Source organism: Selenomonas sp. ND2010, assembly GCF_000702005.1.
Classification (GTDB): Bacteria; Bacillota; Negativicutes; order Selenomonadales; family Selenomonadaceae; genus Selenomonas_A.
On record NZ_JNKI01000016.1, the window covers coordinates 60,216 to 73,053 of the forward strand.

Annotated in this window: 13 protein-coding genes; 12 read left to right on the forward strand and 1 reads right to left on the reverse strand. The window is 52.2% G+C overall.

Annotated elements, in window-relative coordinates:
- The first annotated feature begins 31 nt into the window (after nucleotides 1-31).
- The 12 genes from T504_RS0107575 (at nucleotide 32) to T504_RS0107630 (ending at nucleotide 12,476) form a co-directional block, all read left to right on the forward strand.
- Nucleotides 32-2,008, forward strand: a complete 1,977-nt coding sequence (locus T504_RS0107575) for a penicillin-binding protein (protein ID WP_033170462.1) — start codon at nucleotides 32-34, stop codon at nucleotides 2,006-2,008.
- Between the two features lie 138 nt (nucleotides 2,009-2,146).
- Nucleotides 2,147-2,563 carry a SoxR reducing system RseC family protein gene (locus T504_RS0107580; protein ID WP_033170463.1) on the forward strand — a complete coding sequence of 139 codons (417 nt, stop codon included), beginning with the start codon at nucleotides 2,147-2,149 and terminating at the stop codon, nucleotides 2,561-2,563.
- Nucleotides 2,564-2,602: 39 nt separating this feature from the next.
- On the forward strand, nucleotides 2,603-3,958 hold the full coding sequence (gene rsxC, locus T504_RS0107585) for an electron transport complex subunit RsxC (protein WP_033170464.1): 1,356 nt from the start codon (nucleotides 2,603-2,605) through the stop codon (nucleotides 3,956-3,958).
- Nucleotides 3,955-4,938 (forward strand): RnfABCDGE type electron transport complex subunit D, encoded by a 984-nt coding sequence (locus T504_RS0107590; protein ID WP_033170465.1) that lies wholly within the window; start codon nucleotides 3,955-3,957, stop codon nucleotides 4,936-4,938. Before rsxC ends, T504_RS0107590 begins: the two co-directional genes overlap by 4 nt.
- On the forward strand, nucleotides 4,938-5,486 hold the full coding sequence (locus T504_RS0107595) for an RnfABCDGE type electron transport complex subunit G (protein WP_033170466.1): 549 nt from the start codon (nucleotides 4,938-4,940) through the stop codon (nucleotides 5,484-5,486). Before T504_RS0107590 ends, T504_RS0107595 begins: the two co-directional genes overlap by 1 nt.
- Nucleotide 5,487: 1 nt before the next feature.
- Nucleotides 5,488-6,138: an electron transport complex subunit RsxE gene (gene rsxE / locus T504_RS0107600; protein ID WP_033170467.1), complete on the forward strand. Its 651-nt coding sequence runs from the start codon at nucleotides 5,488-5,490 to the stop codon at nucleotides 6,136-6,138.
- A complete protein-coding gene (locus T504_RS0107605; protein WP_033170468.1) occupies nucleotides 6,138-6,713 on the forward strand; it encodes an electron transport complex protein RnfA in 576 nt (191 codons plus the stop codon). The genes rsxE and T504_RS0107605 overlap by 1 nt, the downstream gene beginning before the upstream one ends.
- Nucleotides 6,714-6,727: 14 nt before the next feature.
- Nucleotides 6,728-7,561 carry an RnfABCDGE type electron transport complex subunit B gene (gene rnfB, locus T504_RS0107610; RefSeq protein ID WP_033170469.1) on the forward strand — a complete coding sequence of 278 codons (834 nt, stop codon included), beginning with the start codon at nucleotides 6,728-6,730 and terminating at the stop codon, nucleotides 7,559-7,561.
- A 35-nt stretch (nucleotides 7,562-7,596) separates the two neighbouring features.
- Nucleotides 7,597-8,898: a M18 family aminopeptidase gene (locus T504_RS0107615; protein WP_033170470.1), complete on the forward strand. Its 1,302-nt coding sequence runs from the start codon at nucleotides 7,597-7,599 to the stop codon at nucleotides 8,896-8,898.
- Between the two features lie 141 nt (nucleotides 8,899-9,039).
- On the forward strand, nucleotides 9,040-10,002 hold the full coding sequence (locus tag T504_RS0107620) for a TAXI family TRAP transporter solute-binding subunit (RefSeq protein ID WP_033170471.1): 963 nt from the start codon (nucleotides 9,040-9,042) through the stop codon (nucleotides 10,000-10,002).
- A gap of 87 nt (nucleotides 10,003-10,089) precedes the next feature.
- Nucleotides 10,090-10,554 (forward strand): DUF1850 domain-containing protein, encoded by a 465-nt coding sequence (locus T504_RS0107625; RefSeq protein ID WP_033170472.1) that lies wholly within the window; start codon nucleotides 10,090-10,092, stop codon nucleotides 10,552-10,554.
- Nucleotides 10,551-12,476: a TRAP transporter permease gene (locus T504_RS0107630; protein WP_033170473.1), complete on the forward strand. Its 1,926-nt coding sequence runs from the start codon at nucleotides 10,551-10,553 to the stop codon at nucleotides 12,474-12,476. Before T504_RS0107625 ends, T504_RS0107630 begins: the two co-directional genes overlap by 4 nt.
- A 165-nt stretch (nucleotides 12,477-12,641) precedes the next feature.
- On the opposite strand, the gene T504_RS0107635 is transcribed toward T504_RS0107630, so the two are convergent.
- Nucleotides 12,642-12,838, reverse strand: a 197-nt coding sequence (locus T504_RS0107635) for a transposase (RefSeq protein WP_033170474.1), incomplete at its 5' end; no start/stop codon positions are given.

Below are 12,838 nucleotides of genomic sequence, written 5' to 3' on the forward strand. Positions count from 1 at the left end.
TGTCGTGCAGCGACAGGAGTGATATAGAGGAATGAAGAAGAGACGGTACGAGACGCAAAAGAATATTACCGGCCTCGCGATGTTTATGCTTTTTATTTTGGGAATAGTCGTTTTGCGTTATGGCTGGCTGCAGTTGGTACAGGGAAATGAGCTTTCGGAGCGCATGAAAAGTCAGGTGGGGCATGATTATGCTATCCAGTCGCCGCGCGGGGCGATTATCGACCGCAACGGACGTGAGCTGGCAGTAAGTACCATGACCAAATCCCTGTATGTGGATCCGAATCATGTGGAGGATCCGCAGACGTTGGCGGCAGATTTGGCACCGCTCATTGAGAAAACGGAGCAGGATGTTCTCGATGATATTGCCGTGGGCGGTGGTTTCGTTTGGGTCAAGCGCCGCATGGAGCAGTCGGAGTACGAAGCTGTGCGGGCACTCATCAAGGAAAAGGGCTACTCCACTTGCCTGGGGTTCCGCGATGAGGCGAAGCGCTATTATCCCAATGACGTGCTGGCGGCAAATGTCTTGGGCTTTGTCGGTACGGACGACAAAGGCTTGGATGGCGTAGAACAGGCGCTGGACAGTCTGCTGAAGGGCGAAATCAAGGAGAAGTATCTGACTACGGACCGCCGCGACCGACCGATTCTCGATTCGATCTTTTCCAGCAGCCGTCGTTATCGCGGCGATTACTGCAAGACGGTCGAGCTCACGATTGATAGTGGCATCCAGTTCATTGTCGAGCAGGAGCTCGATCGGGCGGTGGCGGAGAATCAGCCCAAGTCCATTACCTGTGTCGTCATGAATCCGAAGACTGGTGAGGTCTTGGCGATGGCTTCGCGCCCGTCGTATAATCCGAACAAGTTCTGGGATTACAAGCCAGAGGTTTGGAAGAACCGGGCGGTGTCCTTTATTTATGAGCCAGGATCGACGTTTAAATCTGTGGTTGCCGGTGCGGCGTTGCAGGAGCAAGTCGTTACGCCGAATCAGGTTTTTGTCGATCCAGGGTATGTCATGGTGTCGGGGCGCCGCATCCAGAACTGGAGTGGTACGAGTTTTGGTACGGTTACCTTTACCGATGTCGTCAAGCAGTCCTTAAACACTGGTTTTGCGCAGGTAGGTTTGCGCTTGGGTGCGGACAAGATTACGGATTATGCGAAGAAGTTCGGCTTTGGTGAGGCGACGGGGATTGATTTGCCAGCCGAGGAAAGCGGTATCCTGTTTGACCCCGAGCAGATGCGCGATTCCGATATTGCCACGATGTCGATCGGGCAGAGTATCGCGGTGACGCCGCTGCAGCTGGTGACGGCGATGTCAGCGATTGCTAACGATGGTGTTTTGCTGAAACCTCATATCGTGAAGTCAATCCGCAATGCAGATGGTTCTGTTTATGAGGAGCGTGGTCCGCAGGAGGTTCGCCGCACGATCGAATCGGCTACGGATAAGACGCTTGTCGGCCTCTTGGAGCAGGTCGTAGCCAGCGGTGGTGGTGCGAAGGCTGGCGTAAAGGGCTATCGCATTGCCGGTAAGACTGGTACGGCCCAGAAAATCCGTGAGGATGGTGCCGGGTATATGGAGGGGCGTTATATTGCCTCGTTCTGTGGTTTTGCGCCAGTTGAGGATCCGCAGCTTACGGTGTTGGTCATGATTGATGACCCAAGTCAAGGCAACTATTACGGTGGTCAGATTGCTGCTCCGGTAGCCAGCCGGATTTTCTCTCAGCTGTTCCGCTATATGCGGATTGCTCCTTCGAGTGACCCGTTTGCGGGCATGGAGCCGCCAAAGACGCCGCAGCCGAAGCCCATAAAAGGTTACGAGGGCGTTGTGCCAGATGGTATGATTGTCATGCCGGATTTCACGGGGAAGAGCCTTCGTGAGGTCGCACGGATTGCCAGCGACAAGGGCTTGACTTTCGAAAGCGAAGGTTCAGGCTTTGCGACTGGGCAGAGCATTCCACCGAATACGTTGGTGGACCAGGGACGCAGTGTCGTGGTGTATTTCAAACCAGAATAACGAATGGGAAAAGTCTTCCGTTTACGGGAGGCTTTTTTTTATGCTTGGATAAAATAAAATTTTCACAGATGATAAAAAACAAGGAAATTTGGAACAAAAAACGAATCTAGACAATAGGAAATTAGAGGGGGTGGCTGGATGAAACAGGAAGAAGGTTTGATCGTGAAAGTCCAGGATGGGATGGCCATCATTAAGGTGGGGCGTCATGCAGACTGTTCGGCCTGTGGCGCTTGTCCATCCAGTCGTCATGTGATGGTAGAAGCCGTTAATCGAATCGGGGCCAAACCTGGTCAGCGCGTACGGTTTGCCATGCAGGAATCGCAGGTGCTAACTGGGGCTTTTGTCGTGTTTGTACTGCCGCTTTTGGCGGCGGCGGTGGGGGCTGTGCTCGGCTGGCAGCTGGCGATTGGCGTGGGTGGAGAGTTTGCGTTCTGGACGAAGTTCGGCGCTGGCTTTTTTTTCGTGTTGTCGCTGGTGGCAATCAAGTTGTTTGATCGGCAGGTGGCAAAGAAACAAAGGATGAAACCGGTTATTCTCGAGATTTTAGAGGATTGACCGTTTCAGATATTTTAGGGAGCTATGAGGTGATTGTTCATGTTCAGGAGTTTTCTTGGCGGGATTCATCCGCACGATGGCAAGGAGCTGGCAAAGGATCAGCCGATACAGGTGATGCCGGCGCCCAAGGAACTTGTCGTGCCGATGAGTCAGCATATTGGTGCACCCTGTGCGCCATGTGTGAAGGTTGGCGATCTCGTGAAGCGAGGGCAGCTTATCGGTACGAGTCCGGCTTTCATGCATGCGGATATTCATGCCCCAGTATCTGGTAAGGTCATCCGCATCGAGGAGCGGCCGCATTCGGGCCGCATTAGCTGCCCCGCCGTTGTCATTGAAAACGATGGCGAAGACAGCTGGGTGGACGGCTTGCCGCTGGTGCGGAATTGGACGGCGATGACGAATGAGGAGATTCTAAACGCTATTCAGTCCGCTGGTATAGTTGGTATGGGCGGCGCGACCTTCCCTGCACATATCAAGTTGAAACCGTCAAAGCCGGTAGATATTTTGATTCTCAACGGTGCGGAGTGTGAGCCGTATTTGACGGCAGACTACCGGTTGATGCTGGAGATGCCGACAAAGGTGGTGGAGGGGACACAGATTCTCGCCCGGGTACTGGGGGTTGCGCGCAGTGTGATCGGTATTGAAGATAACAAGCCTGAGGCTGTGGCCACAATGAAAAAGGCCTGTGAAGGAACAGGAATCGAAGTAGTGGCTCTCAAAACGAAATATCCGCAAGGCGCGGAGAAAATGCTGATTAAGGTGCTGGCCGATCGGGAGGTTCCGCCGGGAGGGCTTCCGATGGATGTAGGCGCTGTGGTGCAGAATGTGGGGACGGTGGCGGCTATCGCAGATGCAGTGGAACATGGGGTACCGCTTACGGAGCGCGTTATGACGGTTTCGGGGGATGCAATCGCTGAGCCTAAGAATCTTAGGGTGCGCATCGGAACGAAATATAGCGATGTCATTGCCTTTTGTGGCGGTTTTAAAGAAGAGCCGGATAAACTGCTGGCAGGCGGTCCCATGATGGGGGTGGCGCAGTTTACGGATGAAGTTCCCGTGATGAAGGGCTCTTCGGGTATTCTGGCCTTGACGCGCAAGCTCACGGAACATGGCCCGGAGATGAACTGCATTCGCTGTGGCCGCTGTGTCAAAGCGTGTCCGATGGGGCTCGTGCCCAGTATGCTTTCAATCTTGTCAAAGCGTCAGGATTTTGCCCTCTGCCGTGATTCGTATGGTCTGATGAACTGTGTGGAGTGCGGCTGCTGCACTTATGTCTGTCCGGCCAAACGGAATATCGTGCAGTATATTCGCAACGCCAAAGGTTTTGTGCGGGCGGAAATGGCCAAGGCGAAAGCCAAGGAAGAACAGGCGAAGAAAGAGGGGGCGAAGGTATGAGTGAGTATACGATTTCCAGTTCCCCGCATATTCGCGATGGGGAGACGATTCCGGGGATTATGTGGCGCGTGAATGCAGCACTGCTTCCCGCGGCGGCGTTTGCCGTTTGGTGGTTTGGGGTTCCGGCACTGATCAATATGGTGGTCGGTGTCGTCTTTGCGGTGGCGTCAGAGTATATCTGGCAGCGGGCCATGCATCAGCCCGTTACGGCTTTTGATGGCAGTGCCTGTATAACAGGGCTTTTGCTGGCTATGTCGATGTCGCCCGTTTTGCCGCCGTATATGGTGGCCATTGGTTCGGTGCTGGCCATTGTTGTTGCCAAGCAGTCTATGGGCGGTTTGGGATTCAATATTTTCAATCCTGCGCATATTGGCCGGGCGGCGCTGATGGTTTCCTGGCCGGTGGCAATGACCACTTGGACGAAGATACAGGATATGGGTGCCGGTGTTGATGCTATGACCAGTGCAACTCCGCTGAATATCCTCAAGCTGCAGGGGTATGATGCGCTGTTATCGACGTTTGGCGGACAGGCTAATCTGTATTGGAATATGTTTATCGGAACCCGCAATGGTTCATTGGGGGAGACCAGCACGGTATTACTGCTTATCGGTGGGCTGTATCTGATTGGAAAAGGGTATGTGAATTGGATCGTACCGGTAGTTATGATTGGTACGGTGGGGGTATTGACCTTCGTCTTTGGTCCCGCAGGGCTGTTTTCCGGGGATCCGCTTTTCCATATGATGGCCGGGGGATTGATGCTAGGGGCTTTCTTTATGGCCACGGATATGGTTACGATTCCGATGACCGTCAAGGGACAGGTTATCTTTGCCATCGGGGCTGGAGCTATTACGGTGTTGATTCGTCTTGTGGGCGGTTATCCAGAGGGGGTCTGCTATTCGATTCTCTTGATGAATGCGTTGACGCCGCTGATTGACCGCTTTACCAAACCGCGTATCTTTGGGGCTGGAGGTGACAAGTGATGGCTGAGGAACATTCGATTGTGAAGATTGCTTCGAATCTGGCAATGGCCTGCTTTATCTCTGGCGTGGTCATTGGTTCGGTCTATTACGTGACGGCTCCGGTGGCGGCGCAGAAGGCGGAGTTGATGAAGCAGGAATCCATGAAGGCTTTGGTCCCCGAGGCGGAGTCTTTTGAGGAAGTGAGCGGTCATGAGGGCTGGTTTGCCGCGAAAAAGGACGGCAGGATCACCGCCTATATCGTCCCCAGTGAGACGAAGGGGTATGGCGGCAAAATCAAGCTGTTGGTAGCGGTGACGGCGGATGCGAAAGTCATCGATTACAACATCCTGGAGCATAATGAGACGCCGGGACTCGGGGATAATGCACAGAAACCTTCCTTTCGCCAGCAGTTTGCAGGAAAGGGTGCAGACCATTTGACGGTTACCAAAGATCCGGCAGATAAAGAGGACATTCAGGCGATGACTGGTGCTACGATTTCCTCGCGGGCAGTGACGCGGGGAGTCAAACAGGCTGTCGAGGAAGTGGCAGCTTTGCAGGGAGGGAAATGACATGAAGGAATTGTGGAATATCTTCAGCAAAGGCCTGGTGGCTGAAAACCCGATTTTTATCCTTGCCTTGTCGCTTTGTCCTGCCCTGGCGGTCACTACGAGCGTTATTAACGGCCTTACGATGGGGCTTACGGTTACCTTTGTCATTACAACGAATAATGTGGTGGTATCTATCGTGCGCAAATGGGTAAATCCCAAAGTGCGCGTGCCGGTTTACATCACTTCGATTGCGACCATTGTCACGGTAGCGCAGTTGGTCCTGCAGGCGTATTTCCCCGAACTCTATAAGGCCTTGGGAATTTACTTGGCGTTGGTGGTGGTTTTTGCCATCATTTTGGCCCGGGCGGAAGTCTATGCGTCCAAGCATGGTGTGGTGAAATCCTTTGCGGATGGTTTTGGTATGGGGTGCGGGTTTACGCTGGCCATGTTGATTATCTCGGTGATCCGTGAGCTTGTCGGTGCTGGGACGATTCTGGGAATGCCAGTCTTTGGCGATGGCTATAATCCGATGCTGATGATGGTACTGCCGCCAGGGGCGTTTATCCTGATTGGTTATCTGGTAGCGGCAACGAAAACTTGGAACAAACACGTAGAGGAAAAGAAGGCGAAGGAAGCGCGCCGCATGGAGTTGATGAAGGGAGCTGAGTCGTAATGGCAGAATATCTTACCTTGTTTATCGGCGCAGTTGTCGTCAACAACTTTGTGCTGACAAAGTTTCTGGGGCTTTGCATTTTCTTTGGAATTTCCAAAAATCTCAGTGCCTCCGTGGGCATGGGCATGGCGGTTACTTCGGTTATGACCATGAGCTCAATCCTCGCTTGGATTGTGTACTTTTTTGTACTGCAGCCCTTGGGACTGACGTTTCTTACGACGATTGTATTCGTCGTGCTGACGGCAAGTTTTGTGCAGCTGCTGGAGCTCATCATCAAGAAGCAGGCCCCGGCACTCTACAATATGTGGGGCATTTATCTGCTGCTCATTGCTACGAACTGTATCGTGCTGGCGGTGCCGCTTCTCAATGTGGAGAACAGCTATAGCCTGCTCAAGAGTATTGTTTTTGCGATTGGCTCAGGTCTTGGGTTTGCCTTGGCGATTATCTTGATGGCATCTCTGCGGGAAAAGCTTGCCTATGCAGATGTTCCTAAACCGTTGGAGGGAATTGGCATCGCCTTTATCCTGGCTGGAATGCTTTCCTTGGCGTTCCTCGGGTTTTCGGGAATGCTGTGAGGAGGTCGTGATAGATGATGAATACTGCGATTATGATTATTGTGGTGCTGGTGGGGATTGGCACTTTCTTTGGCGTGGTGCTGGCACTGGCGGATAAGAGATTTGCGATGGAGGTAAATCCGCTCATCCATGAAGTCGAGGATATATTGCCGAAAGGACAGTGTGGCGCTTGCGGATTCGCCGGCTGTGCGAAATATGCGGAGGCGGTTGTCGAGGATGAGACGGTACCGCCCAATCTCTGTGTGCCGGGCAAGGCGGCAGTAGCGGCAAAGGTAGCAGAACTCACAGGCAAAAAAGCCGAGGCTGCGGAACCGAAATATGCGCAGCTGAAATGCCGCGGTACGAAAACGGCTGCGGTAATGGCGGCTAGATATGAGGGCATTCATGACTGTGCGGCGGCAAAACTCATTCAGGGCGGGCCCAAGGGCTGCAAATATGGCTGCATCGGTTTTGGCAACTGCGTGCGCGCCTGTCCGTTTGGGGCGCTTTCCATGGGAGAAGATGGCCTGCCGATCGTTGATAAGGCAATCTGCACGGGGTGTGGCAAATGTGTTTCCACCTGCCCGCAGGCGATTTTGACCCTTCAGAGTTTTGAGGTTCCGGTACAGGTTGAATGCAGTTCGCATGATAGGGGGCCGGTGGCGAAGAAACTCTGTCAGAATGCCTGCATTGGCTGTGGCCTTTGTATGCGCAGCTGCGAACATGGTGCGATCAAGATTGACCGGTTCGTGGCCGTGGTGGATCAGGAAATCTGCAAGACCTGTGACACCCCCACCTGCCTTGCCAAGTGCCCAACCAAGGCGATACAGGAACTGGTGGCAGGGCGTATGATGAAGGAGGTGGTATAATACAGGTGGCATATTTTTAGTAAAGGATTGATTTTATGAATACTGAAACGGAAGAATTACTGGACTTTGTTGCGGAGTGCCCAACGCCCTTCCATACGGTTCAAGCCAGTGCGATGCGGCTGCGGCTGGCAGGATTTCGAGAGCTTTCGCTGACGGATTCCTGGCAGATCGAGCGGGGCGGAAAGTACTTCGTGACGGTATACGATTCGACGCTGCTGGCCTTCGTGGTGGGAGAGTCCGATGGGCAGCTGCGGATGGCGGCGGCTCATACGGATTTTCCCTGCTTCCGGTTAAAACCGCAGGCTGGTATGGTGAAAGAAAAATGCGGCCTATTGAATGTAGAAAAATACGGCGGTTTGATTTTGCGCACTTGGCTGGATCGGCCGTTGTCATTAGCGGGAAAAATCGTGGTTCGTGGCGAAGATGCCTTTAATCCGGAAATCCGTCTCGTGGATTTCCAGCGGCCGCTGGTGACAATCCCCAGCTTGGCCATTCACATGGACCGGGAGGTAAATGATGAAGGAAAACTCAATGTCCAGACGGATATGCTGCCACTGGCAGCTGTCTTCGGCGGAGTGGAATCTTTGGGGGCAGATGCTGATGCCAAGACTTTTTTCGTGGATTGGCTGGCAGAGGAACTGGGTACAGCCGTTGAGGATATCCTTTCCTATGAGTTATCCCTTTATCCGGTGGAACATGGTTGTACGGTAGGTTTGCATGAGGAAATGGTATCTTCCCCGCGGCTGGATAATCTCACTTCGGTAAAAGCCTGCCTGGATGGAATTTGCGGGGCAGCGGAGACCGGCACGGGTATCCGGCTGATTGCTCTCTTTGACAATGAAGAGGTGGGGAGCTGCACGAAGCAGGGGGCGGCGTCCGCCGTCCTTATGCAGGTGCTGGAGCGCTTGTACACCGCCTTGGGAAAATCCCAGGAAGACCTGCTGCGGGATATTGCCGCAGGATTCCTTCTCTCGGTGGATGTAGCCCATGCGGTTCATCCCAATTATGCCGATAAAGCGGATCCGGCTGTCCGGCCGGTGCTGGGGGCGGGGCTTACCTTGAAGCAGGCTTGCAGCCAGTCTTATGCCGGTGATGCCGAAGCGGTGGCGGTGGTTCGCGGTCTTTGCGAAGCACAGGGTATCAAGTGGCAGCAGTTTGTCAATCGCAGTGACAGCCGCGGCGGCTCAACGCTGGGCTCGATTGCCTCGGCATTGGTACCCATGCGAACGATGGATATCGGGGTTCCGATTCTCGCGATGCATTCCGTACGGGAAACCATGGCGGGGACAGATCAGGAGGCCTTGTCAAAACTCCTGCAAGTGTTTATGGGTGATTGAGTGTGTAATGTATACAGATATACTTTACAAAAGACAAGATTTTTTATATCATGCTTGTTGATTATGTATATATGCTATGCTATAATTACATACGTGGTATGAAAAATATTGTATGCAAAAATGGACATAGGAGGCGTTTGTATGGACTTTGGTAAATTCAAGAAGTTGGCAGCCATTGGCATGGCTATGGTCGTTTCGGCAGCAGTTCTTACAGGCTGTGGCGGCGATGACGGCGGTAAGAAATTTCTGAATATCGCGACGGGCGGTACAGCTGGTACGTATTATCCCATTGGTGGTGCAATGGCCGAAATCCTTAACAAGGATATCAAAGGTATGAACGCCAGTGCTCAGAGTACCGGTGCTACCGTGGCAAATATCAATATGCTGAAGGATGGCTCGGTGGATCTGGCTATTGTTCAGAATGATATTACCTATTATGCCGTGAATGGTACGGAAATGTTCCAGGATAAGAAAGTGGACAACATTCGCGGTATCGCAACGCTGTATCCAGAGACTTGCCAGTTTGTAACCTTGGACAGCTCGGGAATCAAATCCATCAAGGACTTGAAGGGCAAGAAGGTGGCAGTCGGTGCAGCTGGCTCTGGTGCTGAGGCAAACGCCCGCCAGATTCTCGAAGCGTATGGAATTACCTATAATGACATCGAAGTTCAGTACCTGTCCTTTGCGGAAGGTGCTAGTGCCCTCAAGGATGGCAACGTTGACGCAGCTTTCCTGACGGCAGGCTATCCAACGGCATCGGTTCAGGATATCAGTTCCCAGAACAAGATTCGACTGCTGCCGGTAGACAGCGACAAGGCTGAGGCGCTGATTGCGAAGTATCCGTTCTACACGAAGACGACGATTCCGGCAGGAACGTATGCAGGCTTCAATGAGGAAGTTCAGACGATTTCCGTTATGGCTATGCTGGTTGCTACGGATAAAGTTGATGATAAATTGGGTTATGAGATTGCCAAGGCAATCTTCTCGAATCTCGACCGGCTGCAGGCAGCTCATTCGGTTGGCAAGCTCATCACGAAAGATGGTGCGATGAAGGGAATGTCCTTGCCGATGAACACTGGTGCTGAGAAGTTCTTCAAGGAATAAGTAAAGCAGTTAGCCTTCCTCCGTATCGTTGAGGAAGGCTAATTACGTGAGAGGAAAGTGACAAAATTGTGTTGGTGGAAACGGCCGATGGTTTGGCTTGGTGTTCTTTTCCTATTGCTGGGCGGTGGATACATTCTCAGCAGGCCGTGTCTATTTGTTAAGGCAGGCGGCAATCGCGTGGCAGTAATGCAGGCATCACCTGGTACGGCGTTTTCCATTCGCTTCATTCATTCCGTACAGAAAACGCCGGTGGAAGAATATCTGGCGATCGATGAGGATGGTCATAGTTTTGTCCTTCACTCTACGAAGTATCAATCCTTTGGTGTCGGACTTCCGTTCCTGGAGGGAGATGGGGAGTTTCGGCAGGAAGGGGATTATTACATCATGGATAATATGGAACGGCATTTTCCGTCGCTTACACTCCGAACAGGGGTGGGCACGAAACTGACTCTTTTTCTTGGGGGGCAGGAATACCGTATCTATGAATCTTATCCACCGGGAACGCCGGTAGAAATCTATGTCAATTCACTAGGAAAGGGTTTGTTATCATGAAAGAGTCTGAAGCAAAGAGAGCCGAGGACGTCCTGAAGGAATTCGATAAAGAGTCCGATACCATGGAGTATACGGGCTTTATGGCGAAAATCGTGGCGGCTATTGCCATAGCGTTCTCGGTATTTCAGCTGTACACCGCTACTTTTGGCGTGCTGGATGCACAGCTGCAGCGTGGTATTCATCTTGGGTTTGGCTTGGCGTTGGTATATCTTTTATACCCGACTTGCAAATCTTGGTCGCGCCATAAAATTCACCCATTGGATTTGGTGTTGGCTGTCTTGGGGGCAGCTGCTCCTGCCTATATCATCTACGAATTTCAGAATCTCGTTTTGCGGGCGGGTACCGTTTCGGATGTCGATTTGGTCGTAGGTGCTGTGGGGATTTTGCTGGTCATTGAGGCTACCCGTCGTGTCGTAGGACTGCCGATGGTTTGCGTAGTCTTGGTGTTCCTGGGCTATGCTTTTGCTGGGCCGTACATGCCGGGTGTGTTGGCCCATCGCGGACTGACGCTTTCGCAGTTGGTCAGCCATCTGTATTTTACGACCGAGGGGATCTTTGGTATTCCTTTGGGTGTTTCTTCGACGTTTATTTTCTTATTTATCCTCTTTGGAGCATATCTGGAATCTACGGGGCTGGGGAAATTCTTCATCGATTTGGCCAATGCCATTGCCGGCTGGGCCAGCGGTGGTCCGGCCAAAGTGGCGGTGCTGTCTTCTGGCTTGATGGGAACGGTATCCGGTAGTTCGGTTGCCAATGTCGTTGGTACAGGGTCGCTTACGATTCCGATGATGAAAAAGCTTGGGTATCATAAGAACTTTGCTGGCGCTGTAGAGGCAGCAGCTTCCACGGGCGGTCAGCTTATGCCGCCAGTAATGGGCGCTGCAGCCTTTCTTATGGCAGAATTTGTCGGTGTGCCGTATATCGACATTGTCAAAGCGGCTGTGGTTCCAGCATTGCTCTATTTTGCTGGTGTTTGGCTGGGCGTCCATTTTGAGGCAAAGCGTAAGAACCTCAAGGGGATTCCGCGTGATCAGCTGCCCAAAATCCTGACACTTTTGAAGGAACGCGGTCATCTGGCTTTACCGCTGATCCTCATTGTCTATTTACTCGTGTCAGGGTATACGCCGATGCGGGCTGCGCTGGTGGCAATCGTTTTGTCCATTGTCTGCTCGGCCCTTCGCAAGTCAACCCGCATGAAGCCGATTGAGATTGTCCGTGGCTTGGAAAAAGGTGCCCGCAATGTCTTGGGTGTATTGGTAGCTTGCGCTGCAGCGGGTATTATCATTGGTGTAGTAACCAAAACAGGTGTCGGACTTAAATTGGCGTCTGGTCTGTTGGAATTGTCCGGTGGAATGTTGTTGCCGACGATGTTTTTCACGATGATTACGGCGATCATTTTGGGTATGGGCGTGCCGACTACGGCTAACTATGTCATTACGTCGACGATTGCGGCTCCGGCGCTCGTACAGATGGGCGTACCGGTTTTGGCGGCGCATATGTTTGTGTTTTACTTTGGCATCATTGCCGATGTAACGCCGCCGGTGGCATTAGCTGCTTATGCCGGGGCTGGCATAAGTGGTGGCAATGCGCTGAAAACGGGTGTCAATGCTTCGAAGCTGGCTATTGCGGCGTTCATCATTCCCTACATTTTCGTGCTGTCGCCGGTTATCCTGATGATGGAAGGGACGGCTGTAGATCTGCTGTTGTCGACAGTCACTGCGCTTATCGGAATGGTGGCACTGTCCTCGGCGTTGATTGGTTATCTGGCGGATCATTGCCGTACGCCGGAACGCATCCTGCTGGTAGTTGGTGGCCTTTTGATGATTAAACCGGGACTTTTGACAGACGTCGTCGGAATCGCCATCTTTGTGATTATTCTGTTGTTCCAGCAAAAACGGAAACAGCAGATACAAACGGTGTAATAAAAGGAAAAGGGGCTGTTGCATGAGTGAGAAATTACTTATGCACAGCCCCATTAGCTTTTCAACTTGACGATATCTTAAAAGTAAGAGCAAAATACAGGAATTTTGAGCGCAAGACACCAGACGGTCTGAAAATCGTCTTTGTTTCTTGCGCTCTTTGATTTTTTAAGCAGCGTTATCCACAGGGATTAAGTGCCGGTTAAGCTTTTCTGCCTGTATTTTGCAATGCAGCTTTTGAATGTTATAAGCCATTGCAAGCAGCATCGTTTCCACAAGGACATTTTTATTGCCACGGGTTAAAAATCGGCGGAAGCTCATATCCGCTTTTACCACGGCAAAGGCTCCTTCTGCCTGAATGCTGC